This window comes from Flagellimonas crocea (genome assembly GCF_033441595.1).
GTDB lineage: Bacteria > Bacteroidota > Bacteroidia > Flavobacteriales > Flavobacteriaceae > Flagellimonas > Flagellimonas crocea.
The window spans coordinates 139,034-163,674 of record NZ_JAUZVX010000005.1; the positions used below are offsets into that span (position 1 = coordinate 139,034).

27 protein-coding genes and 1 tRNA gene are annotated in these 24,641 nt (G+C 42.3%); 17 read left to right on the forward strand and 11 right to left on the reverse strand.

What is annotated here, in order from left to right; all coding sequences use genetic code 11:
- Positions 1-134: 134 nt before the first annotated feature.
- Positions 135-701, forward strand: coding sequence for a helix-turn-helix domain-containing protein (locus SD449_RS16945; RefSeq protein WP_318312259.1), 567 nt, complete (start codon positions 135-137; stop codon positions 699-701).
- Here the strand turns inward: SD449_RS16945 and SD449_RS16950 are convergent.
- Genes SD449_RS16950 through SD449_RS16960 form a run of 3 tightly spaced genes read right to left on the reverse strand, consistent with a single transcriptional unit; the run spans position 686 to position 3,742 of the window.
- Complete coding sequence (locus SD449_RS16950; protein ID WP_318312260.1) at positions 686-1,375, reverse strand: HAD-IA family hydrolase; 690 nt, start codon at positions 1,373-1,375, stop codon at positions 686-688. The genes SD449_RS16945 and SD449_RS16950 overlap by 16 nt on opposite strands.
- Positions 1,372-2,544, reverse strand: coding sequence for a TIGR03364 family FAD-dependent oxidoreductase (locus SD449_RS16955; protein ID WP_318312261.1), 1,173 nt, complete (start codon positions 2,542-2,544; stop codon positions 1,372-1,374). Before SD449_RS16955 ends, SD449_RS16950 begins: the two co-directional genes overlap by 4 nt.
- A complete protein-coding gene (locus SD449_RS16960; protein WP_318312383.1) occupies positions 2,528-3,742 on the reverse strand; it encodes a DUF5690 family protein in 1,215 nt (404 codons plus the stop codon). Before SD449_RS16960 ends, SD449_RS16955 begins: the two co-directional genes overlap by 17 nt.
- A 460-nt stretch (positions 3,743-4,202) precedes the next feature.
- Between SD449_RS16960 and SD449_RS16965 the strand changes: the two genes are divergently transcribed.
- The gene (locus SD449_RS16965) at positions 4,203-5,852 is read left to right on the forward strand and encodes a solute:sodium symporter family transporter (protein ID WP_318312263.1); all 1,650 of its coding nucleotides are present in this window, start codon (positions 4,203-4,205) and stop codon (positions 5,850-5,852) included.
- 50 nt (positions 5,853-5,902) lie between these two features.
- Here SD449_RS16965 and SD449_RS16970 read toward each other — a convergent pair whose 3' ends face one another.
- Together SD449_RS16970 and SD449_RS16975 are read right to left on the reverse strand one after the other, a co-directional pair.
- Positions 5,903-6,592 (reverse strand): LytR/AlgR family response regulator transcription factor, encoded by a 690-nt coding sequence (locus tag SD449_RS16970; RefSeq protein ID WP_318312265.1) that lies wholly within the window; start codon positions 6,590-6,592, stop codon positions 5,903-5,905.
- Between the two features lie 3 nt (positions 6,593-6,595).
- The gene (locus SD449_RS16975; protein ID WP_318312266.1) at positions 6,596-7,594 is read right to left on the reverse strand and encodes a sensor histidine kinase; all 999 of its coding nucleotides are present in this window, start codon (positions 7,592-7,594) and stop codon (positions 6,596-6,598) included.
- Between the two features lie 264 nt (positions 7,595-7,858).
- On the opposite strand from SD449_RS16975, the gene SD449_RS16980 reads away from it, so the two are divergent.
- Together SD449_RS16980 and SD449_RS16985 are read left to right on the forward strand one after the other, a co-directional pair.
- Positions 7,859-8,419 (forward strand): YceI family protein, encoded by a 561-nt coding sequence (locus SD449_RS16980; protein WP_318312267.1) that lies wholly within the window; start codon positions 7,859-7,861, stop codon positions 8,417-8,419.
- A gap of 69 nt (positions 8,420-8,488) precedes the next feature.
- Complete coding sequence (locus SD449_RS16985; protein ID WP_404828072.1) at positions 8,489-8,998, forward strand: PepSY domain-containing protein; 510 nt, start codon at positions 8,489-8,491, stop codon at positions 8,996-8,998.
- A gap of 289 nt (positions 8,999-9,287) precedes the next feature.
- Here SD449_RS16985 and SD449_RS16990 read toward each other — a convergent pair.
- The 3 genes from SD449_RS16990 to rseP form a co-directional block, all read right to left on the reverse strand.
- A tRNA-Asn gene (locus SD449_RS16990) sits at positions 9,288-9,361 on the reverse strand.
- A gap of 8 nt (positions 9,362-9,369) precedes the next feature.
- Entirely contained in the window at positions 9,370-9,651 is a 282-nt protein-coding gene (locus tag SD449_RS16995) for a GIY-YIG nuclease family protein (RefSeq protein WP_318312268.1), read from the reverse strand.
- 134 nt (positions 9,652-9,785) lie between these two features.
- Positions 9,786-11,135 (reverse strand): RIP metalloprotease RseP, encoded by a 1,350-nt coding sequence (gene rseP / locus SD449_RS17000; protein WP_318312269.1) that lies wholly within the window; start codon positions 11,133-11,135, stop codon positions 9,786-9,788.
- Positions 11,136-11,285: 150 nt separating this feature from the next.
- On the opposite strand from rseP, the gene SD449_RS17005 reads away from it, so the two are divergent.
- The 8 genes from SD449_RS17005 (at position 11,286) to SD449_RS17040 (ending at position 17,727) form a co-directional block, all read left to right on the forward strand.
- A complete protein-coding gene (locus SD449_RS17005) occupies positions 11,286-11,963 on the forward strand; it encodes an SCO family protein (protein WP_318312271.1) in 678 nt (225 codons plus the stop codon).
- 86 nt (positions 11,964-12,049) lie between these two features.
- Complete coding sequence (locus tag SD449_RS17010) at positions 12,050-12,292, forward strand: FeoA family protein (protein ID WP_318312273.1); 243 nt, start codon at positions 12,050-12,052, stop codon at positions 12,290-12,292.
- Positions 12,289-14,505: a ferrous iron transport protein B gene (gene feoB, locus SD449_RS17015; RefSeq protein WP_318312275.1), complete on the forward strand. Its 2,217-nt coding sequence runs from the start codon at positions 12,289-12,291 to the stop codon at positions 14,503-14,505. Before SD449_RS17010 ends, feoB begins: the two co-directional genes overlap by 4 nt.
- Positions 14,506-14,512: 7 nt before the next feature.
- The gene (locus tag SD449_RS17020) at positions 14,513-14,656 is read left to right on the forward strand and encodes a hypothetical protein (RefSeq protein ID WP_318312276.1); all 144 of its coding nucleotides are present in this window, start codon (positions 14,513-14,515) and stop codon (positions 14,654-14,656) included.
- Between the two features lie 188 nt (positions 14,657-14,844).
- Complete coding sequence (locus SD449_RS17025) at positions 14,845-15,369, forward strand: RNA polymerase sigma factor (protein ID WP_318312277.1); 525 nt, start codon at positions 14,845-14,847, stop codon at positions 15,367-15,369.
- A 2-nt stretch (positions 15,370-15,371) separates the two neighbouring features.
- Positions 15,372-16,157 carry a HEAT repeat domain-containing protein gene (locus tag SD449_RS17030; protein WP_318312278.1) on the forward strand — a complete coding sequence of 262 codons (786 nt, stop codon included), beginning with the start codon at positions 15,372-15,374 and terminating at the stop codon, positions 16,155-16,157.
- A 19-nt stretch (positions 16,158-16,176) separates the two neighbouring features.
- A complete protein-coding gene (locus tag SD449_RS17035; RefSeq protein ID WP_318312279.1) occupies positions 16,177-16,929 on the forward strand; it encodes a DUF4097 family beta strand repeat-containing protein in 753 nt (250 codons plus the stop codon).
- Positions 16,930-17,013: 84 nt separating this feature from the next.
- A complete protein-coding gene (locus SD449_RS17040; protein WP_318312281.1) occupies positions 17,014-17,727 on the forward strand; it encodes a DUF4097 family beta strand repeat-containing protein in 714 nt (237 codons plus the stop codon).
- Here the strand turns inward: SD449_RS17040 and SD449_RS17045 are convergent.
- Genes SD449_RS17045 through SD449_RS17055 form a run of 3 tightly spaced genes read right to left on the reverse strand, consistent with a single transcriptional unit; the run spans position 17,724 to position 18,975 of the window.
- Positions 17,724-18,116, reverse strand: coding sequence for a DUF423 domain-containing protein (locus SD449_RS17045; protein ID WP_318312283.1), 393 nt, complete (start codon positions 18,114-18,116; stop codon positions 17,724-17,726). The genes SD449_RS17040 and SD449_RS17045 overlap by 4 nt on opposite strands.
- Positions 18,117-18,121: 5 nt before the next feature.
- On the reverse strand, positions 18,122-18,526 hold the full coding sequence (locus SD449_RS17050) for a DUF2141 domain-containing protein (RefSeq protein ID WP_318312285.1): 405 nt from the start codon (positions 18,524-18,526) through the stop codon (positions 18,122-18,124).
- Positions 18,527-18,528: 2 nt separating this feature from the next.
- On the reverse strand, positions 18,529-18,975 hold the full coding sequence (locus tag SD449_RS17055) for a hypothetical protein (protein ID WP_318312287.1): 447 nt from the start codon (positions 18,973-18,975) through the stop codon (positions 18,529-18,531).
- A 153-nt stretch (positions 18,976-19,128) separates the two neighbouring features.
- Between SD449_RS17055 and SD449_RS17060 the strand changes: the two genes are divergently transcribed.
- The 5 genes from SD449_RS17060 (at position 19,129) to SD449_RS17080 (ending at position 24,611) form a co-directional block, all read left to right on the forward strand.
- Positions 19,129-19,887, forward strand: a complete 759-nt coding sequence (locus SD449_RS17060) for an SDR family NAD(P)-dependent oxidoreductase (RefSeq protein ID WP_225605836.1) — start codon at positions 19,129-19,131, stop codon at positions 19,885-19,887.
- Between the two features lie 4 nt (positions 19,888-19,891).
- Positions 19,892-20,368 (forward strand): hypothetical protein, encoded by a 477-nt coding sequence (locus SD449_RS17065; RefSeq protein ID WP_318312289.1) that lies wholly within the window; start codon positions 19,892-19,894, stop codon positions 20,366-20,368.
- Positions 20,369-20,371: 3 nt separating this feature from the next.
- On the forward strand, positions 20,372-20,863 hold the full coding sequence (locus SD449_RS17070; protein ID WP_318312290.1) for a hypothetical protein: 492 nt from the start codon (positions 20,372-20,374) through the stop codon (positions 20,861-20,863).
- Positions 20,864-20,940: 77 nt separating this feature from the next.
- Complete coding sequence (locus tag SD449_RS17075) at positions 20,941-24,057, forward strand: VPS10 domain-containing protein (protein WP_318312292.1); 3,117 nt, start codon at positions 20,941-20,943, stop codon at positions 24,055-24,057.
- 155 nt (positions 24,058-24,212) lie between these two features.
- The gene (locus SD449_RS17080) at positions 24,213-24,611 is read left to right on the forward strand and encodes a hypothetical protein (RefSeq protein WP_318312293.1); all 399 of its coding nucleotides are present in this window, start codon (positions 24,213-24,215) and stop codon (positions 24,609-24,611) included.
- Positions 24,612-24,641 lie beyond the last annotated feature (30 nt).

Here is a 24,641-nt window from a genome sequence, read left to right on the forward strand (position 1 = left end):
AATTTTTTGTCAGTGCCCATCTTATCGAATTTCAACATTATATCCTACCAAACTACTGGATTGACCATTTTTTTTATTAATCTTGAGCTATCAAAAAAAGATTATAAATACTAAACTTTTTGAGCTCTGTTGCAATGGAAAATTACCTCATCGGTATTGGAAAAAGAATCAAGCAGATACGTAAGCACAATAAAAAGACCATTAACGATGTTGCCATCAGTGCCGGGGTCACCGCTGGACTGATTTCACGTATAGAAAATGGCCGAACCATACCCTCCTTACCTGTTTTTTTAAAAATTGTTGGAGCACTGGATACGGAGATGACCGATTTTTTTGATGGAATCCCCAAGGCCAATGGCCATAACTTTTTAGTGACCCGCAAGGATGAGCAGTCTATCATAGAAAAAGAAGACGAAGCGATTGGGTTTACCTATAATTATATTTTTGGAAAACAGTTGAACTCCGTAGGGTTTGAAAGTGTGCTTCTGGAGGTACAGCCCAATTCAAGAAGAGAAAAGGTAGTGACCGATGCTTTTGAGTTCAAGTATATATTAACTGGGGAGTGCTATTACGAGATAGGAGACCAAGAAGTGCTTTTAAAAGAAGGTGATTCCATATTCTTTGACGGTCGGATACCCCATGTCCCGATCAACAGAGGAGATATTCCGTCCAAAATGCTGGTCGTCTATTTCTTTATCTGACCGGGAAACAATTGTTCGGCCAAATCGGCCAACGACTCCAAAATTATCGAAGGCTCTGCGGTTGCCAATTGCTCTCGTGTTTGTGCGCCGGTCAATACCCCAACCGTCCAACCGCAGTTCGCGTTTTTGCCTTCCTCAATGTCAATAACGGAATCACCGGCCTTTAAGACATTTTCAGGAGAATTGATTTCGAACATTTCCATGGCTTTATCGATCATTTCTGAAGATGGTCTTCCCCTCACAACATCGTCCGCTGTAATCAAGGCATCAATTTGTTCGCCAGGAACCCACCCCAGTTTGTTCAAAAGTGAGATGGCCGTTTTTCTATCGTAGCCCGTATTGAGGACAACCTTCACTTCGTTTGACTTTAATATTTTGAAGAGTTCCTCAACACCATCATAAGTAGTCACTTCCAAATTGGCATAGGCTTCTTCCAACATTTTTTTAAAACCCTCAAAAACAAGATTGGCATCAATTGATGTATTCTTGGTCTTTTCTAAAATATCGGCAATGGCCTTGAATTTTTCCTTACCTGCACCAAATTCGAGAACGGTTTCCAACGAAACATCGACCCCCTGTTTGCCTAAAGCGGCCCTAACTGTTTTGTACACCACATTACCTTCGTTCACTGTGGTGCCTGCCATATCAAAAACGGCCAATTGTATTTTTTTCATAGTTTGATTTTCTGTGCGTTAAAAATGGTTGCGATATTTTTTTTCGAGAATCCGGCACTTCCCGTCATTCCCTTCCCACCGATTCCTGTTACAACATGAATATTGTTGTCAATCGTTTTCTGAAAAATATCGCTGTTCTTGCATTGCGAGTACATTCCGTACCATCTGTTTTGAATTTGATACGTAGGAAGGTCAATGATTTTTTTGGCTTCCTCGATCATAAAATTGTCGATATCCATATCAAGATCGTAACCAAGATCTTCAATTTTACCCGCATCGGCGTACTGATGGGAATCACCCAAAATCACCGAACCATCCATCGCTTGTTTAAAAAGAATATGTACGCCCCATTTTTTTTGAAGACTTTCCTTTGGTTCGTTAGCCTTGATTCCCGCAAAGGAAGGACATTCATGAAATGCTTCGTACCTGCGAATGGACCAACCTGTAAGAATCGAACCCTTCAAGTTATAGTTTTCTTGGGGCTTGGTCTGCATCATCTGTAATTTGGAGACTTCCAGGTCGCTGTCTGCGAAGATTTCCGGATACAGATTTTTAAAATCAGCGCCATTACATATTATTGCTTTTCTGCCAAAAACCGTTTCGTTTTTTGTGTTCTGAACAGACACCCATTCCCCATCGGATTCGCAGGAAACCACGGGAAAATTAAACTTGATGTCCAACCCCTTATGGGCCACCAAATATTCCTGAAGCCTATGGATCATGGTTCTGGGCTCTACAGTGACCTCCTCTGGAAAAAACAATCCTGCTACCACATAATCTTTACGGAGTCCAGGGTATTTGCTCAAACATTCTTGCTTTGTCAGCATTTTTGAGGTGTAGTCGTTTCCGCTGTTTATCGAGCGAAGTTCCACCAGCAATTGTTCCTCCTCTTCATTGGATGCCAAATACACCGTTCCGTTCTGTAGGATGCTAATATCGAACTGAGACTGTATATCTTTATAGATTCGAAGGCTTTCCCGACCGAATTTTTGCCATTTGGTGTTCATGCCCGAAGGCACCACCTGTCCAAAGTTTTGAGTGGTAGCCCCCCTCGGGTAGCCATCTTTCTCCACCAAACAGACTTTTAAGCCCAATTCCAGTGCATGGAAGGCATGAAAAGTTCCCAATATACCGCCACCAACTATGACGGCATCATATCTTTCGTCCATAATCCAATTGATTATTGAGTTGTTCCGCTTTGCGACGCGAGGCAAAGTGGATAAATAAAATCACGGTACTTGCTACTCCGATAAAAGCAACGGCGTAGGTGCCATAAATAAAAAAGTTGAGCCAGGACACATTGGCCTGACCAAAGTTTTTGTACAGCAAAACAAAAACGCTTCCAACATATCCGAAGGCATCCGCGATATAAATTAGGAAGCCTGAATTCCCCTTGACCTTGAACGTAGCAATAAAACGATCAAAAAAGAGACAATTGAACGGTACGTAACAAATATAAAGTCCAAACCCGGTGCAGACCATCCAAATGAACGGGTCCAAAACCCCTGCTTGGAACATTAAGGTACTGATGGCCAATACCACGGCACCAAGAATGAGCAAAACATGATAGGCCAACAATGCCTTAAAATTATCCTTGATATAAAAAATAGTGCCTATGATCAAAAGGACCACGATGGCTATGATTATCTCGGACGTGGAAAACACGGAAATATCGCCACGATACCCGATACTGTCCCAAAGTTCCCTAGCAAAATTGTCCCTGAAATCCCTGAAAGCGGTTAAAAATGTATAGAACAGAACAATCAAGAGCAATGGAAAAAAGAACCTCTTTACCAAGTTTTTACGGTCTGTAGCGGTCATTGGAATACGTTCTGTTCTGCTGGCAATGTCCTCCGTGGTTGGAGGTGGTACCCTTTGCAAGAGATAGGAACATATCAGAAGGGGAACAAAAAAGAGCGCTCCAGTTACGGACGGCATCCAAAATTCACTGATACCCCAAGAATTCATTAAATAAAGCCCCACCGATTTTACCACTCCACTTGAAACTATAAAACTTGCGGAAAGTACTACTCCCAAAATATCCGTGAACCGTCTTCCCTCAATATAGGAGAACACGATTCCCCAGATCATCCCCAAGGGAAATCCATTCATAAACATAAATGGAATATTGTATGGTGCGGGAACCCAAGCAAACAGCACCAAGGATATTTCAGCCATTGCGATCAACGAGATCAAATAAAGCAACCTTCGGTCGGACCTGAGTTCGGATATTACCTTTATGCCCACAAATTTGGAAAATGCGTATCCCAAAACTTGGGCGATCACCAAGAGAATCTTGTAATCCACCCCCATAAAGGCCAATCCATCAAAAGTAGCTACGGAGAATGGCTTTCTAAAGGCGTACATGCAAAAGTAAGTGCCAAAAGCAGCAAGTGAGGCATGCAGAACAAATAAAAATCCTGGTCGCTTTGTGACCTTACCTTTATCAATCAATGTTTACAAATAATAAAATTATGTTTCAAATTACTCAATTTTATGCGATAGCAACCTTACTTTACAGTTTAAATTATTGTTAGCGATCCATTATGTTTTTATAAGTGTCATTTACACATCAAAATTTTTAAATACTTCCACGGCAAATTATACTACGGAGTTTGTCGCTGCGTCCGTTATTTTAGAAAAATCAAGTTATATTAGCGTGCACAGAAATTACCGACCATCTTTCAATTTCGTTTTTAATTTGGTAATCTAAACGTGGTATTTTATTTACTGCACCAATAAAAAGAAACTGATTACGAACGCTTTAAGATGAAAAAATAACTGAACAAACCGTTTTGTCCCCGGGCAAGACACCAAATACTACATTATGGCACTTATTTCGTTTTTGGGATTCACTCTATTGGTAGGAATCATATCCTGGTGGTCCGTTAGAAAAACAGATGAAACATCGTCCGATGGTTACTTTTTGGGAGGCAGGAGCCTCACCGCCGGAGTCATAGCAGGTTCCTTGCTTTTGACCAATTTATCCACAGAACAAATAGTCGGACTCAACGGAAGCGCCTATAAGGATGGCCTCTCCGTAATGGCTTGGGAAACCTTGGCAGCACTCGCCATTGTGGTTACGGCCATGTTCTTGCTCCCCCGTTATCTCAAAGGTGGGCTCACCACCGTTCCACAATTTTTGGCCAAACGTTTTGATGTCACTACCAAGACCATAACCTCCGGTCTGTTCCTTACGGGTTACGTAGTAGTGCTGCTTCCAGTGATTTTATATTCAGGGTCCGTGGCCATTAGTGGCATGTTCGACGTGCCCCAATTATTGGGTGTCTCCGATTCAACCGCCTTGGTCATCTGTATTTGGGGAATCGGGATCATCGGTTCCATTTATGCGGTTTTTGGAGGACTGAAAGCGGTAGCTGTTTCGGATAGTATCAATGCGGTCGGATTGATCATTGGCGGGGTACTGATTCCTGTTTTTGGTCTGATGGCCATCGGGGACGGAAGTGTAATGGGAGGATTGGATACCTTGATGGCGGCCAACCCGGAACGTTTCGATTCCACGGGAAATCCGGGACAAGAGGTGCCCTTTTCCACCATTTTTACCGGAATGATGCTGGTACAGCTTTTCTATTGGGGCACCAACCAACAGATTATTCAAAGAGGTTTGGGAGCCAAAAACTTGGCAGAAGGACAAAAAGGACTTCTTTTGGCTGCATTTTTAAAGATTTTGGGACCCATCATCTTGGTGTTACCGGGAATGATCGCTTATTATTATTTTGAAGGAGGGCTTGCCAGCAGTGACCTTGCCTACCCGGAATTGGTAAGGGCGGTGCTTCCAAAACCTTTGATGGGATTCTTTGCCGCCGTATTGTTCGGTGCCATTTTGAGCTCCTTTAACAGTGTACTCAACAGTTCGGTTACTCTCTTTGGGATAGACATTTACAAACAGCACATCAATAAAGATGCATCGGAAATGACCGTGGTAAAATATGGAAAGGTCTTTGGAGTCTGTTTGGCCCTTGCCGCGATGTTCATTGCACCGCTCATTGCCAATGCAGGCAGTTTGTTCAACTATTTACAGGAAATCAATGGTATTTACAGCATCCCGATATTTACGATAATCGTAGTGGGATATCTTACAAAAAGGGTTCCTGCCATTGCTGCAAAGATTGGTATTCTATCAGGATCTATTCTGTACATCATCAGTCAATTTATCGTTGGGCCCAAAATGGTGGCCAATGCTTTGGCCGAGGCCAAGGCCAATGGAATTACCGACCCTGCTGAACTCAACCTCGTAGAGGCAGGAGCATATCCACATTATCTGCACGTTATGGCCATTTTGTTTTTGGCGAACATCATCATCATGTTGATCATTGGAAAATTATACCCAAGAAAAGAACCTTTTACATTGGAATATACCAAACAGGTTTCCATAGAGCCATGGAAGCACGTTAAGTTGGCCAGCGGCTTCATCGCAGTGGTCGTAATCGCTATCTATATCTATTTTGCAAAATAGAATCAGGGTACAGAAAAGTAAAAAAGCCTGGACGCGTCCAGGCTTTTTTATTATAAAATACTCTTTAAAAAATTGTCCTTGTAGGCCCTTCCCATGGGAATTTTAGTGCCATTGGCCAACAAAACCAAATTGCCAGAGATCCTATCTATTTTTTTGGTGTTGATGACATGGGATTTATGAATCTGATAAAACTGGCTCGCGCCCAAAACCTCCACCCAGTGCCTTAAAGGCTCGTTGGACAATATTTTCTTATCCTTTAAATGGATTTCGGTATAATCGGAGTCCGAGGTAATGGTATAAATATCCTTCACCAATACTTTAATGTGCTCATGACTGGATTTTACATAAATCTCCGTCAATGGAGCCATGTCATTTTTGGAGGTTATGAGCTCATGTTTGACGTTCACCTTGTTCACCGCCTGCAAAAAGCGTTGAAAGGAAAATGGTTTCAACAGATAATCGACCACATTTAAATCATATCCCTCCAAGGCATATTCGGAAAAAGCGGTGGTCAAGATGACGTGCGGGGGTTCCGGGATGCTCTTTAGAAAATCCAGCCCGTTGATTTTGGGCAGGTGAATGTCCAAAAACATAAGGTCTACTTTTTCACTGTTCAAGAATTCCATGGCTTTCAATCCATCGGAAAAAACCTCTATCAGCTCCAAAGTAGGCACATCCTCAATAAATTTCTTCAATATCCGCTGCGCTGGCGGTTGATCTTCAACAATGATACACCTCATAACCTATACTTTTTCCAGTTCCAATTTTAGGTACACATTATAGGAATTATCGGCCTCTTCTATTTGTAAAAGATGCTTTTTTGGATACAATAGCTCCAAACGCTTTTGTACATTTTTTAACCCAATACCCTTTGCCACGCTATCTAAACTAAAGCCAGGCTCATAATTGTTCTTACAACGAAAGCTCAATATTGAATTCCTCAGCGTAACGGAGATATCGATTTTAATATCGGAGGATTGACCCGATTGACTGTGCTTGAAAGCATTTTCAATGAACACGATCAAAATTAAGGGTGCTATTCTGTATTCCCCCTCTATTTCGTCCACATCAAAGTGTACTTCCCCCCTATCCTCTATCTGCAGTTTATACAATCGGATAAAGTTTCCCAGCTGCTCCAATTCCTTCTTTAAAGGTACGAACTGTTCTTTGGATTCGTACAACATATAGCGCAGCACGCCGCTCATTTCCAAAATTATTTCCGGTGTTTTTGGCGATTCCTGCAACGCGTAGGAGTACAGGTTGTTCAGGTTGTTGAACAAAAAATGTGGATTTATCTGACTACGTAAAAACTGAAGTTCACTTTCCTGGATCGTGGACTGCAGTTCATCAATCTCCGCTTGTTTTTTGAGGGCGTCCCAGCCAAACTTACATCCCGAAAGTATAAACATTACGGGCAAAACCCCTAAAAGTGACACGTAAATGCCCGGAAACGTTTCCGCTCTTTTAGTGTTCGGGAATATAATTGGTTCCATAACAGTCTCTTCAACCGTTATTACCAATGCCACGACAATGCCCGACCCCAAAAAGAACTGCCAATATTTCTTTTTGTACAAAAATGTCGGCATCAGGTAGTAGGTAATGGCCACGGTGGCCACTGCATAAAACAATAGAAATATGGCCCTGTGGACCACAATGCTCCCGGTATTTCTATCAAAAGAAAAAAACAGTAGCACAAGTATGTGCAGTACTATCTGAAAAAGAAGTTCTTTTTTGGAAATCAATTCGTGTAACTTAATTTTGGTTAAAATTATAGATAAAACTCCTCTTAAGGAAAAGCAGCATTATCAACAACCAAGTTTAGCCCCTGAACGACATTTTAATCCCTAACTATTTATAATTGTTTGGTTGATTGGAGGTTAACATGGGTCGTTTACGGAAAAAATGTATATTTTCAATTTTGAATCACCATATTTAAACAATGAAGCCAAAACAGGGAATTTGATTTTCTTGTGAAGGTTTCACACAAACATTAAAATCACACCATCATGAAAAAAGTATTTTTTATCCTTTTCTTTTCCACTGCCTTAATGGTAAGTGCGCAATCAACATGGAAATCGGACGGGGCCCATTCCAAGGTCGGCTTTTCCATCACCCACTTAATGATTTCCGAAGTCGAGGGACATTTTGGGGAGTTTGACATTACCGCTACGGCTTCCGATACCTTTGACGATGCCGAATTCTCGGCGGACATTAAAACCTCGAGCATTGACACGGACAATGATAGGCGCGACGAGCATTTAAGAAGTGCCGATTTTTTTGATGCTGAAAAATATCCGTCAATAACCTTTAAGAGTACAGGTTTTGAAAAAACCGGGGACAAAACATTTGTTCTCAACGGTGACCTGACCATGCACGGAGTTACAAAGCCCGTAACACTGGAAGGCAAGGTAAACGGTATAATCACCGATCAAAGAAGTCAAAAACTGAAGGCCGGCCTTAAACTTACCGGAACCGTGGACCGTTTGGAATTCGGCGTTGGCGGAGACACTCCAACATTGGGCGATGACATTGAGATTACCATAAATCTTGAAATGGCACAGCAATAAGAAAATATCAATATCTTTATCCAGAAGAAAGGCCTCCCGCCTTTCTTCTTTATTTTTGCAACCTTTATTATGGGAAGAAAATCTGAAAACACCTTTAGGGAATTCCATCGTTATCTTGGGTTCTTTTTAGCTGGAATCATGGCCGTTTATGCGATAAGCGGCATCGTACTGACCTTCAGAACCACCGATTTTTTAAAAAGCGAGCACGAAGTCATCAAGACCTTGGAGCCCAACCTGGATGAAGATGCCCTGGGTTCCGCTTTGAGAAAGCGTGGTTTTAAAGTAAGTAAGACCGAGGGCGACCTCGTGTATTTTGATGGAGGAACATACAACGCAAAAACGGGCGAAGCGGCCTATACCGAAAAACGGTTGCCCGCAATTTTGGAAAGTATGAACAAACTACACAAAATGCATACAGGGAATCCCCTGTTCTGGCTAGGTATTTTCTTTGGAATAGCCCTCTTGTTCTTTGCAGTTTCGGCCTTTTTTATGTTCCGGCCAAGTGCTCCCATATATAAAAAGGGGCTTTATTTTGCGGCAGCTGGCTTTCTATTGACGATTGTACTTTTATTGGTCTAAATGTGTCCTGTGTACTATTGTACTTGAAACCCTCATCGGCTTTTACTAGAAAATTTAGCTAGGCACCCTTGGTATGAAGGGTATTCGGTGCCTTTGTAACTTTTTCCAATTAGGTTAAAAACAAAGACGGTTGCACAACGAAGTACAACCGTTTTTATTCTGCTCCCCCTCTTGGGCTCCCTTCGACAAAGTTTATATTGAGCGAAGTCGAAATACTCAGGATAAACTTCTCGCCACAATAGGACACAAACAAAAAGAGCCACACTTTCGTGCAGCTCTTTCATTTTTGCTCCCCCTCTTGGGCTCGAACCAAGGACCCTCTGATTAACAGTCAGATGCTCTAACCAACTGAGCTAAGGAGGAATATGTTTTTAATATTTCTCTAAAAGCTTGGAAACCATTTCTGGATATTTTTTCAAATTTTCCAAATATTTCCTACTCTTCATTTTCTTTATGTGTAATTCGATTTTTCTAGATTGACTTCTTGAATCACAAGGGATTATCAAGAAGGCTTCCCAATCATTGACTTGAGCCGTATAACTATTCTTAAAAAAACCGTTATTATGTTGAAGTAACCTTGAATCAATATCGCTTGATTCCCCAACATAATATTTATCTAGTCTTTTAGAATAAATGATATAGACCGAATCCACATTTTTAAGAACTTGTCCTGTCTTGCTCTAACCTCCCGATAGCTATCGGGATGAGCTAAGGAGGAATATTTTACCTTAAGCGGGTGCAAATATAAAGGATTCTTTTTTACACCACAAACAAAAAAATTGCTTTTCTATTTAAACAGCCATTTATACAAATCGTTGCCATTTGCGAACAACAGTAGCGCTATCAAAATAAAGAAACCGATCATTTGGGCATACTCTAAAAATTTATCGCTTGGTTTGCGCCCCGTGACCATTTCGTAGAGCAGGAACGTTACATGTCCACCATCCAGTGCCGGGATGGGCAGAATGTTCATAAAGGCCAAAATAATGGATATAAAAGCTGTTGTCTGCCAAAAGGCTGCCCAGTTCCATGTATCCGGGAACATACCGCCGATAGCGGCAAACCCACCCACTTCTTTATAGGCACCTGTATCTGGGTTGAATATTTTCTTCATGCCCCTGATGTAGTCGGTAAGGGTCTTTACACCCATATTCCAACCAGCAGGTATCGACTCCCAAAAATTGTAGGTTAACGTTTTTTGTTCAAAATAGCCAGCTTCTTTAAGTTTTTCCGGGCTCATTCCCAGTGCAACTCCCAATGTGGCCTCTTCCGACACATTTAAGGTGAGATCAATCGATTGACCATCACGCTTTACCTTTACGGGCACCGTACCCCCTTTGTTTGCTTCCAATATGGGAATTACTTGATCTTTATATTCCACAGGCTTGCCTGCCATTTCCACAACAGCATCTCCTTTTTGCAGACCACTGTCGGCATTTGGCGATTTTTTAGGAACCGTATTAATTACAAATGGAACTCTATAGTGGATAAAACGTACCTTTTCCTTGTCTTTGGATAGGGTCTCTATAAAATCCACAGGGATTTCTTTCTCGATTACTTCTCCATCTCTTTCAATGGTATATCTCTCCCCGTATATCATTTCGGGAAGCACTTGTTCCAATGCCTCTACCTTTTTACCATCTACCAACAAGATTTTATCACCGGTCTGCACCCCTAATTCATCGCCCAAGCTTTTCTCGGTCACCCAAATCCCGTCCTTAAGACTATCTGTCGCGGTGTAGCGTTCACCATAGGTGTAAACCAGCCCAATAAAAATAACCACCGCCAAAATAAAGTTTACCGTTACCCCCCCAAGCATAATAATAAGGCGCTGCCAAGCTGGTTTACTACGGAACTCCCAAGGCTTGGGCTCTTGTTGCATCTGCTCCTTGTCCATGCTCTCATCGATCATCCCGGATATCTTCACATATCCGCCCAAAGGCAACCAACCAATGCCATATACCGTTTCCCCGATTTTCTTTTTGAACAATGAAAATTTGATATCAAAAAAGAGATAAAACTTCTCCACACGCGTCTTAAAAAGTTTGGCAGGGATAAAGTGTCCCAGTTCGTGAAGTACAATCAAAAGCGATAAGCTCAGAAAGAATTGTATGGTCTTTATTACAATAGGGGTCATCCGTCGTCTTTTGTTAAAACGTACAAAAGTAACTTTTTAGGGGTTGATAAAAAAACCTCAAATTTTATCCTTTCATCATTTAAGAAACATTTAGCAACAATAAACTGCTTTCTCCTTGATGAATAGCCATTTGGGACGTAATTTTGTGCAATGGGTTCGTTTTTTGCCAAATATAAGCTGTTCGGAATCGTGATGTTGGGGCTCTCGGCCGTTATTGTGTACCTTTTTTACAACGCTCTGCAGCCTGAAAAAATACTCCCAGTGTACCAACCTTCCATGGTAGACCAATCTTTGGTTGACAGTACCTTGCATTACACCAAAAAATACCACAAGATCGGCGATTTTTCTCTAGTGAACCAAAACGGTGATACCATTACCCAAGAAGATTATAAGGACAAAATTTATGTGGCAGATTTCTTTTTTACCACCTGCCTTACCATTTGCCCTATTATGACCAAGAACATGGGCGAAGTACAAGAAGCCATTAAGGACGACCCAAATATTATGCTGCTCTCCCACTCTGTCACCCCTCAAATAGATACCGTTGCACAGTTAAAAAGATATGCACTGGAAAAAGGTGTGATTGACAGCAAATGGAATTTAGTGACAGGAGATAAAAAACAGATTTATGAGCTGGCGCGAAAATCCTACCTCGCCGTTAAAAATGATGGGGACGGAGGTCCTTTTGATATGATCCATACCGAAAACTTTATTCTGGTGGATAAGGAAAAGCGAATCCGTGGTTTTTATGATGGAACCGATCGAGATGATATAGACAAGCTTTTAGCTGACATCAAAATACTTGAAGCCAGCTACCAAGAGGAATAACTTCAACCTTTATCCATGATTAGCCCTTGTAGTTTTTCATTTTTACTTATTTTTGCTCTTACTTAAATTTATTCTAAATAAAGACTGTGGCGACCGTAGCAGATTTACGATATGGACAAAAAGGTATCATCAAGGATTTTACCGAACATGTACTTCCCATAAAACTATTGGAATTGGGGTGCCTTCCTGGAAACAGCGTAGAGCTATTGCAAATCGCACCACTGAACGACCCCATCTACATTAACCTTAGCGGCAGCCATTTGGCAATAAGACGGTCCTTGGCACAACTTATAGAGCTGGAAATTGTAGAAGAAACCTCGGCCAAATGAGCAAAAGCATCAATGTAGCCCTCATCGGCAACCCAAATACGGGAAAAACCTCAGTTTTTAATCAACTTACCGGGCTTAAGCAAAAAGTCGGGAACTATCCCGGCATCACCGTAGAGAAAAAAGAAGGTATCTGTAAACTCCCAAGAGGTGTAAAAGCACACATTCTTGACCTTCCCGGAACCTACAGTTTAAATACCACTTCATTGGACGAAAGTCTGGTTGTGGAACTGCTGCTCAACAAAAACGATAAGGACTATCCCGATGTCGCCGTTGTAATCAGTGATGTCGAAAACCTCAAGCGGAACCTGCTCCTTTTTACACAGATCAAAGACCTTAAAATTCCGACCATCCTCGTGGTAAACATGGCCGATAGAATGGACCGCAAAGGAATTTCGTTGGACGTGGAGGCCATGGAGAAAAAGCTGGACACCAAGATTGCCCTGGTCAGCACACGTAAAAACACCGGCATTGAACGCATCAAAGAACTTATTGCGGACTACAAGAACATCTCCTCCAAACCTATTCTGGATCCAACAAGAATATCCCCAGAGTATTTTGAGCGCTTAAAAAAGACTTTCCCACAAAACGATCTATACAAACTATGGTTGGTCATCACGCAGGACGTGAACTTTATGCCGATAGAGAAAAAACGGATTCAGGATGCGACCGACTTTGCCACCAAGTCCAATGAAGAACTTAAAAAATTACAGCATAAAGAAACCGTACTGAGGTACCAGCTTATCAACAATATTTTAAAAGAGACCTATAAGGTTGATTTTATGGCCGCAAAAGGTTTGCGAGCATCGCTTGACAAGATTCTGACCCACAAAGTCTTTGGCTACCTCATATTCTTTGCAATACTGCTTACCATTTTTCAAGCGATTTTTGATTGGAGCGGCTACCCTATGGATTTTATAGACGAGCAATTTGCCCTGGCAAGCGAATGGATAAAAAACACCCTCCCGGCTGGTGTATTCACCGATTTATTGGCAGAAGGGATTATTGCGGGCATCGGGGGCATCGTCATTTTCATCCCTCAAATTGCCTTCCTGTTCCTGTTTATTTCCTTACTGGAAGAGTCTGGCTACATGAGCCGTGTTGTCTTTTTAATGGATCGGATAATGCGACCATTTGGACTGAGCGGAAAAAGCGTGGTCCCATTAATTTCGGGAAATGCATGTGCTATTCCCGCCATTATGGCCACACGTACCATTGAAAACTGGAAGGAAAGACTCATTACCATTTTGGTGACGCCATTTACAACCTGTTCCGCACGATTGCCAGTTTATTTGATCTTGATCGCCCTCGTAATCCCAGAAGGCAACATTTTAGGGTTGAGCTATCAAGCATTGACCTTGATGCTATTGTACCTCATCGGGTTTGGTATGGCGCTGCTGTCTGCCATGGTATTGAACAAAATCTTGAAAATAAAAAGCAGGTCGGTTTTTATGATAGAGATGCCTACCTATCGTTTGCCATTGCTTAAAAATGTGGCCTATACAGTGATTGAAAAGACAAAAAGTTTTGTTCTGGGTGCAGGTAAAATCATTTTGGCGATATCCATAGTTTTATGGTTTTTGGGGTCTAATGGGTATTCCGAAGACTTTCAGGATGCCGACCGTATTGTTTTGGAGCGTATCGAAAATGAAGGGTTGAGCACCTACAGTAAAAACTACATCCAAAACAATATAGAATCCTATCGTGAATCGGCCGAAGCCGAAGGTATGGCGCCAGATGCCCTTCAGGATTCCATCCAGGTATTGAAAGCAGACCTTTCCCAAAGAGCGGTTGCCCAGGAAATTGCCAGTTACAAATTGGAACACTCCTACATTGGGCAAGCAGGAAAAGCCTTTGAGCCACTTGTAAAACCCTTGGGGTACGACTGGAAAATCGGAATTGCCGTATTGACCTCTTTCGCTGCGCGAGAAGTGTTTGTAGGTACTTTGGCTACCATTTACAGCGTAGGCAGCGACGAAGAAGAAACCATTAAGAACCGAATGGCCGCCGAATTGGATGAAAATGGAAAACCATTGTTCAATCTGGCTTCGGGAATTTCTTTGATGCTTTTTTATGCCTTCGCCATGCAATGTATGAGCACCCTGGCGATTGTAAAAAGAGAGACCAACTCATGGAAATGGCCCATGATCCAATTGGGCTTTATGAGTGTTTTTGCGTATATTATAGCTTTGATAGCCTACCAAATCCTAATTTGATCTAAGCATGATTCAACAAATATTGGCATACGGAACATTGATTATCGCAGCAGGCTATTTGGTGTGGAAATTCTTGCTTCCCAAATCACTCTTCAGCAAAGGGGGCAAAGATCCCAATTCCTGCGGAAGCGACAACTGCGGTTGTAGTTAACTTCTTTTTAATGCAGTTGTCAGGTCGAGCGCCCGACCTGACATTTAAGGCTTATTCTCAATATTTTACTTTGAAAAGACTCGAACTGAAGCTCTTTTTGCAATCTCTCCTAAAATTTTTCTCTCCCTTTCTGTAACCTTTCTTAATTTCCTGACTATATAAGTTAAACGCCAACTAAAAAACAGCATTTGGAAACACTTTCAGATGAAATGATCATGCAAAAAGTATCCGAAGGGAACTTGGATCTACTCAAGATACTTTTTGACCGACACCACAAACATGTGTACAATTTTCTGTACAAAATGTCGGGCGATCGCATGTTGGCCGAAGATCTTACACAAGATGTTTTTTACAAACTGATCAAGTATCGGAACTCATACAACAATGGATCCTTCTTGTCGTGGATGTTTACTATAGCGCGCAACAGCCTAAAAACATATTACACAAGAAACCATAAGTCACATGATGATATCGAGGTATTGGCATACCAAGCAGTGGAAGAAGAAAATGATACAAGCGAGAACAATGCCCACCTGCAATATGCCCTGAGCCAACTTGATCCGTACGATAGGGAACTTGTGATTTTGAACCGATACAAGGAAATCAAGTACGATGACCTTGCGGAAATAATGGGAAGCACCCCTGGAGCCGTAAAGACCAGAGTGTGCAGAATCTTAAAAAAATTGAAGAATATCTATTTAGAAAGCATATAGCCATGGAAAAGAATCATGTTTTTGACCAAATACCCGATTATCTGGATGGCAATTTGAACAAATCTGCCGAGGCTGAATTTGAAAAGCACCTTGAACAATGTGCCGATTGCCAAAAGGAACTGGAGGAGATGAAGACCTTTTTCAATGTGTTTGAAGAAGAGGTTCCAACACCCTCGGATAGGCTTAAAGCAAAGTTTGAATCTACACTTGAACAGGAAAAAATAAATCAGGGGAAAGTAGTTCAACTTGAAGCCAAACCATCATCAAACTGGACAGGAAATATATTGAAAATAGCAGCGAGTATTGCATTGTTGGTCTCGGCATTTCAAATGGGGAGCCTATTCCAACAGCGAAAAGTGAACGAAGACATTGCGCAGCTTCAGGACGAGACCAATCAGATGAAGCAAACGGCCATGTTATCGTTGATGGAGAACCAATCCGCCAGTAAGCGTATTCAAGGTGTCAATTATATCGAGGAATTTGAACAGCCCGATGAAGCCATCATCCAAGCCCTTGCCAACCGATTGCTCTATGATGAAAATGATAATGTTCGGATGACCGCCTTTGAGGCACTGGTCAAGTTCACTTCCTCCGAAACCGTTAAAACCACTTTTATAAAAGCCTTGGAGCAAGAAAAAAACCCAAGTATCCAAGTGGCAATTATCCAGGCTTTGGTACAGATTCAGGAGAAAAAAGCGGCCGAACCCATGAAAAAATTACTGGAAAAAGAAGACACACAACCTTTTATCAAAGATCAAATCAGGGCAGTATTGCCAAGCATAACATAAACATCAAAAAGCGAAAATCATGAGAAAATTCACATTTATTTTAATGGCCCTTTTTGTGGGCACCATTGCCAGATCGCAAAGCGACTACACCAAATCCCTCAATGGAATCCAATGGGTAAAAATCGAGTCCAAAACCGATATTGTGGTCAAAACCCATAGCTCCAATGAACTGTTGATAAAATCGGGGCCCGAAGTAAAAACACCCGAACGCGCCAAAGGCCTTAAATTGGTCGGCGAAGGCGGTACGGACAATACCAACGTAGGTTTTTCCGTGGTACAGGACGGGAATACCCTGATCGTTTACAACCTCCGCAAGAGCAAAGGTGCCGAAATCTACCTCCCCGCCTCACAGAACATTGCCGTAAAGAGTACCTGGAACGGCGATATCGAAATCGATGGTTTTTCGGGTGAAATAGAAGCGGATGCGCAACTCAACGGAGGTGTAAAACTATTGAACGTAAACGGACCTGTTACGGCGAACTCATTGAACGGTGAGCTGGAAGTGGTTTTCGGAAAAGTGACGCAGGATTCCCCTATTTCCCTCTATTCCACCAACGGGGCCGTAGATGTCAGCCTTCCATCGAATACACCCGCCAATTTGGCCCTGAGCACCTTAAACGGAAATGTCTACACCGATTTTGAGGTAAAATCCGAGGATAAAAATGGGTTGAAATCTGTATTAGGAAGGAACATTAAAGCATCCATTAACGGAGGTGGGGTTAAAATATCCATGAAGTCCACCAACGGGAACATGTACCTAAGAAAAAAATAAATCAAACTGTCACATCGAGCGCAGTCGAAAGGCTCAAGATGGCAAAACATCAATTACATATTAAAATCAAAAAATCGAACAGTCATGAAAAAATTCATCACCACCGTATTTATGGGGTTGGCCATACTATCCTTGGCCGCACAAAAAGTCATTGAAAAAAGCTTCAATTATTCTGGGCAATCCATTGACCTGGATGTAAAATTCGCCAATAACATCGAGGTGAAAACTTGGGATAAATCCACCGTTTATTTTAAGGCCGACATAAAAACAGAGGACGGTAAATTTATTGACCTCTATAAATTGGATATTGATGAGAGAAGCAGTTCACTGCATATCGAATCAGATGCAAAACCCGTTTTTGAAGCATTCCACGATGAATGGAACAAAAACAACCCCAATAAGGAGAAGCGTTACTATTTTACGCATGACACCTATGAGTTCAATTATGTGCTGTATGTGCCCAAAGGCGCAACCTTTAAAGTCAGCAGTATAAACGGTGACCTCAAATCTGAAATTATTGAAGGGGATTTTACCGCTGACTTGATCAACGGGGACATTGATATTGCCAAATATGATGGTGACATGGACCTACAGACCATCAACGGAGAAATAGATTTGGTAATGAAGAATTCCAGATTGGTCGCAGAAACCATCCATGGCAGCATTTATGCCGATGAGGGTATGGAACTGACCGTAAGTGACCGATATGTGGGCCAAAGGGTGGAAGGTAGTTTCGACAAGGCCACCCATCGTCTCAAATTGAACACCATAAACGGTAACATGTACCTAAGACTTTAAACCAAATTGGAAACAAAGGAATAGAGCAACAAAGCCCATCCCGCTGTCAAAAGCAATCCACCAAGCGGGGTCACTGGGCCCAGAAACTTTGGTTTGTTGCCTTTTGCCGCGCCCAAACAAAGGGCGTAAATACTAAAAGAAAACAATAGGGTCCCGAAAATAAAACAGTTGACCATCCAAGAATCCAGCGGTTGATCAAAGCTTAAATTAAATCCTAGGACCAATAGCACAATCGCGTGATACATCTGATATTTGACCCCTGTCTCAAAACTTTGCAGCAGTTCGGGGGTCAATTTCTTTTTTAGGGCGTGGGCACCAAATGCCCCAAAAATTACGGATAAAAGCCCGTACAACGCCCCCATGAACTGGGCCATAAATAGTGTTCCCATATTTTTTAAAGATCTATATGAATTTCGTGATCGGAGCTCATCTTAAAGGCACATTCCTTGAACTTGGGCGGACCGAACGTTTTCATCTTGCCCCTGGAAAAAGCCACCTTTTCCTTTGGAATCCCCAACCAATTGGTATCCAGTTTTCCATTATTGTTCTCATCATGGAAAATGGCCAATGCATACTCGCCCGCAGGAAGATCGGTAATATGCATCATCACACTTCCTTGGTGGGCCACTACACTGTTCGTCTTCAATACATGATCAAAGGACAAAAAAGCTTCGTCGGAATCATAAACGGCCACACTTACCTTGCCCTTTGCGGACTCCACGTTGTTGACCTGTATGGAAAGTGTATTCTGAGAAAGGCCTATCACGGGCAACAACAATAAAAAAATAAAAGTTTTCATATCTATTTATTGGTTCCTCTGGCGGTTTCTTGGTTGTTCATCAATTCAGTCTGTAAAATTGCAAATAATTCCTCTGTTTTAAGACTGTCCTGAAGATTTACATACATTTTAAGGGAATCGTGGTGCACCACTTTTATTTTTTGTTGATAGAGGTCGTCCACAAAAACATAGACTTTGGCATTGGTAACGGAGTCCTTGAAAACCCCTTTTTCCTTTTCCATCCAAGAAAAACCATTGGATCGCTCCATTTCGGGCAATTTCTCCACCCAAACCACGCTGTCCAATTCCATTAAAGGTATTTTTTGATAGTAGATCCCCGAGTAGATCTTTAGGTTTCCATCCTCTATTTTGTGCCAGTTTTTATAGTGTTCCACAAAGGCGAAAACACATAGCGCCACGGTCAGAATGATGAGAACATTCCACAACCAATGTCTTTTTTTTGATTTCATAGTATTTCTCGAAATTCCTTGTGTTCAAAAAGAGTGTCGACCACAAAGAAACATAATTAATAGAACAACATTGAAATCCATCCAATATTGTGCCCTATCTTTTTATCTTTAAAAAATCAAAACTCGAATTGTTTACATCACCCAAGTAAGCCTATGAATTTCAACAACAAAAACGTATTGGTCACAGGTGCCTCACGAGGTATCGGCAAGGCAACCGCCATGGCCTTTGCCAAAAAAGGAGCCAAAGTGGGCATCAATTATCGCAGTAATGATGAAGTGGCCCATCAAACTTTATCAGAATTACCCGGGGAAGGGCATCAACTTTTTAAAAGAGACATTTCCCAAAAATCTGAAACGGAAGCTCTTATTACTGATTTTGTAAAAGCCTATGGACAACTGGACGTTTTAGTGAACAATGCGGGCATTTCCATTTTTCATGAAATAGACCAAGTTGATTTTGATCATTGGACGAACGCCTGGGAAAAAACCTTTGAAACCAACTTATTTGCCGTGGCCAATCTATGCTATTGGGGAGCCAAGGCCATGATGAAAACAGGTGGCGGGCATATTGTAAGCGTATCTTCACGCGGGGCTTTTCGCGGAGAACCCACCAAACCTGCATATGGGGCCAGCAAAGCTGCATTGAATTCCATGAGTCAGTCACTGGCCAAAAAATTAGCACCTCACCACATTTATGTCGGAGTGGTCGCCCCTGGATTCACCGAAACCGAAATGGCCAAAGAGACCCTTACCCCTGCCGAGCGGGAAAACCTGTTGCGCGAATCCCCTTTTAAACGTATGGCACAGCCCGAAGAGGTGGCCCATGCGATATTGTTTCTTGCATCCTCCGAGGCCGCTTACTCCTCTGGAACCATCATCGATGTTAACGGGGCATCATACCTAAGAAGTTGATTATATGAAGGCCGCCACCGTAGCACAACTCAAAAAAGAACTCAAATTCAAGTCGCAGGACGAAGTCCTTGAGCTTTGCCTTCGTTTGGCACGTTTCAAAAAAGAAAACAAGGAACTCCTCACCTATTTGCTGTTCGAATCAGACAGCGAGGAAGGATACATTGAAACCGTAAAAGAAGAGGTGGATGCCATGTTCGCCGACATCAACGTGAACAGTTATTTCTACATCAAAAAAAGTGTTCGGAAAATACTTCGCACCATCAAAAAATATATTCGGTATTCAGGGAATAAGGCTACCGAAGTGGAACTGTTGCTGTATTTCTGTGAAAAGTTGAAATCATTCCGTCCTTCCATCAACAGAAATACCACATTGATGAATTTGTATAACCGTCAATTGGAATACATCAAAAAGAAAATCCCATTACTGCATGAAGACTTGCAACACGATTATGGGGTTATCTTGGAACAATTAAATCATTGAAAAATGTTCGAAGACGATGATGACCTAAACAAAAGCAGTGATGAATTTGAAAAAATGCCTCTCTACAAAAAAGGATGGATTATTTTCGATTTAGCCGATAAAATAGCCTCACTGGCCAATGATGAAGAAGAATATGCATCCCTCCCAGAAACGGAGTTAGGTTTGTTACGGCACCATGCCGAGCAATTGCGTAATGATGCCATGCTCATTTGCCCGAAAATTGCTGGCGCCGAAGGAGGTGACCTTTATGGCATCCGAATGGAGAATGCAACCATTATTAGAAAGGCTGGCCGAGAGATTCAAACAGGTTGCTCAGGTTTAGAAATGTGGGGCTTCAAACATACGGAATACCTTGAGTTGTTACGGCAGGAAATTGAGGAATTCCGAATCTTGTTTGCCGAATGGGTACAGACTTTTGACCCATGGAACTATACGTTGGATCGCTGGGGTCTTTTTAATCCGCCTGGGGTTAACTTTGATGATCCTGAACTGTAATTAACCTCTCATCCATGTCAAAAAGTTTGAGTAACTTGTAATCTTTATTCTAACTACTCATAACCAACCTTGACATCATGAGAATGCCAACAACCTCCCTGAAGACATGGACATTACTTTCCATGTTTTTTTCAACCTTATTTATTTACGCACAAAATGCATCACCTATTACCATTGACACCAGCTTTTACAGCGGTTTTGAATGGCGGAACATTGGCCCGAACCGTGGCGGTAGAAGCTTAGGGGCTTCAGGAAGCCCTTCCCGACCCAACGAATATTATTTTGGAGCCACTGGAGGCGGTCTGTGGAAGACCATCGATGGAGGAAACACATGGAAATGTGTGACCGATGGCCAAATTACCAGTTCATCCGTAGGCGCCGTAGCGGTGGCCGAAACCAACCCAGATGTGGTTTATATCGGAATGGGAGAAACCCAGCTGCGCGGAAGCATCACCCAGGGTGACGGTGTTTACAAAACAACAGATGGCGGAAAAACTTGGAAACATCTAGGCCTGGAAGAAACCCAAGCCATTTCCAGGGTTCGAGTGGACCCGACGAACGAAGATATTGTCTACGTGGCCGCGTTGGGACACCCCTACGGGGAAAACGAGGAACGCGGAGTTTTTAAATCCGTTGACGGAGGCGAAACATGGAAAAAAGTACTCTATATCAGCGATAAAGCAGGTGCTGCCGATTTGATCATAGACCGAAATAATCCCGATGTGTTGTACGCCAGCACATGGCAAGTGTACCGTAAAGCATGGAAAATGTGGGGCGGTGGTCCAGATAGTAAACTTTGGAAGTCCACAGATGGTGGTGAAACCTGGACAGACCTCACCGAAAATCCAGGGATGCCCGAAGGCCCGATCGGTAAAATTGGGGTAACCGTTTCCCCTGCAGATTCTAACAGGGTTTGGGCCATTGTAGAGGCCAATGAAGGTGGGGTTTTCCGTTCCGATGACGCTGGCAAAACGTGGGAACTCACCAACAACGAACGTAAACTGAGACAACGTGCTTTTTACTATTCCAGAATCTACGCCGACCCCAAAGACAAAGATGTGGTGTATGGCCTAAATGTCGGTTTCTTTAAATCCACCGATGGCGGAAAAACATTTGATGAAAGAATAAACACCCCGCATAGCGACAACCATGATCTGTGGATCGACCCAAACGACCCTGATAGAATGATCAGTTCCAATGACGGAGGTGGTGTGGTAAGCATCAACGGAGGAAAAACCTGGACCGAACAGGACTATCCAACCTCACAGTTTTATCATGTAATGGCCACTAGCGATGTTCCGTATCACGTGGCAGGTGCCCAGCAGGACAACTCTACCTTGGCCATGCCAAGCGAAGGATGGGACTTTATGCAAGCTAGGGGGCCAAGTTCTGAATGGTACTACGCCGTCGGTGGCGGGGAAAGTGGTTGGATCACACAAAGTCCGACCAACCCCGATATTTTTTATGCAGGAAGCCAAGGAGCACTTTTGACAAGGTATGACCGAAGCAATGGCCAAACGCGGGACATTCAGGTATATCCCCGATTCTTCTCTGGTGAACCTGCCAGCGCTCTTCCAGAAAGATGGCAATGGACGTTTCCCATTATGTTCGCTCCCAAGGATCCCAATGTAATGTACACCTGCTCCCAACACGTTTGGAAAACAACAAACGACGGCCAAACATGGGAAAAAATAAGTCCAGACCTAACCTATGCCGACCCAGAAACCTTGGGCAAGACGGGAGGTATTTTGACAATGGACATGAACGGACCTGAGATTTATGCAACGGTGTTTGCTTTGGCTCCTTCCAATCACGATATCAATACCATTTGGGCAGGCTCCGATGATGGAAAGATTCACATTACTAGGGATGGTGGTGAAAACTGGGAAGATATTACACCCGAAGACTTACCGAAATATTCAAGGGTCAGCATTATCGAGGAATCCATCCATAACCCTGGAACTTTGTACGTGGCCGCCAACAGATACCAAGTGGATGACAGAGCTCCCTACGTTTTTAAAACACATGATTACGGAAAAACCTGGACCAAGATCATTACAGGAATTAAAGATGGTCACTTTGCCAGGGCGATCCGTGAAGACCATAAAAGAGAAGGACTACTGTTTTTGGCTACCGAACACGGAGTATATTTCTCCATAAACGATGGTGCCGAATGGCAGTCGCTTCAATTGAACTTGCCCGATACCCCGATCAGGGATTTGGTGATCAAGGACAACGATGTGGTTTTGGGCTCCCATGGCAGAGGATTTTGGATCTTGGACGACATTCAGCCTTTTAGGGAGTATTCAGAAGATTTAAAAAGTGAAAAAAATGTCTTGTTCAAACCCTCCGATGCCATTAGAGGTATTTACAACGCCAATTTCCAGTACTATTTGGAAAAAGAGGTGGATACAGTAACCTTTTCTATTTTCGATGCGAACAATAACCTCATCGAATCGTTTGGCGGCAACAAACCAAAATATGAAGATTCTGGCGAATCTTCCTGGTGGAGCCGTTATAGCAGTACCAAGCCCACTACGGCAAAAGGCATAAACACTTTTACTTGGAACTTGAGGTATCCTGGGCCCACTACTTTTGATGGCATCATTATTTGGGGGGCTTCGGCTACAACAGGACCTAAAGCTCCTTTAGGAAACTACACCGTACAAATGAAAGTCGGTGAAGAGGTCATCAAAAGCTATCCGTTTAAAATTGAAATGGATCCCAACTTGAAAGGGATTACAGCGGAAGACCTTCAAAAGCAATTTGAATTGGCGTCCAAAATCACCAAGAAAGCGACCATCGCCAACGAAGCGGTGATACAAATAAGAAGCATCCGCAAACAGATCGATAGTTTGGGCAAGGGGATTTCCAGTAGAAAGTTCACAAAGCTAACTGAAGATTTCATGGAGACCTTGACCGAAATAGAGAATGATCTTTATCAAACCAAAAACCAATCAGGACAAGATCCTTTGAACTTCCCCATCAAATTGAACAATAGGTTCAATGCCCTGCAGAGAAGTATTGAAAACGGGGACGCCAGACCCACGGATGCCGCTTATGTGGTATACGATGAACTTGTTGCCGAATTGGAGACTCACATGGCCAAACTGAACAGCGCATTGAAAAACAAACTGCCCAAAATAAATTCGGTCCTTCAAAAAGAAGGAATGGAACCTATAAGTTCCAAATAAAAGGATTTCAACAATCAAGTTCGATAAAAACATGCCCTCAAAAAGGGCATGTTTTTATTTATCTCGAAAAATTTTTAAGGAGAATTTAAATTCATTACAAATTATGATGCCTATTGTCGTAAAGCCTGTTTAATTCGTAATTTTGATACTTCAGGATGAATAAAATAGTTATCATAGGGATATCCTTCCTCATTCTGCTCCAAGGAGCCAACATTCATTTTAAGGATTTGGCAGAACTTGGGCAGCTTATTGAGCACTACCAATTCCACAACGAGGAGTATGGTGATGACTTTATGGTCTTTGTTTCCAAACACTACGGAGAACTCAAAGCCGAGCACAGCGAAAAACACCAAGAAGAACAAAAAGAGCACGAAAAACTGCCTTTTCAGCATCAAACCCATTGTTCGCAACCGCATGTTTTTGTTCTTGGAGCGGATAATTTTATCAATTCCTATTCTGAGATTCCTTTGGTTGTCAAAGGAAATTTCCATTATCAATTTTCTTATTCCCTAGTATGGGGAGATGGTCCTTTTCAACCGCCAAAACAAGCATAATTCATAGTATTTCAGCCTAGCTGGACACTT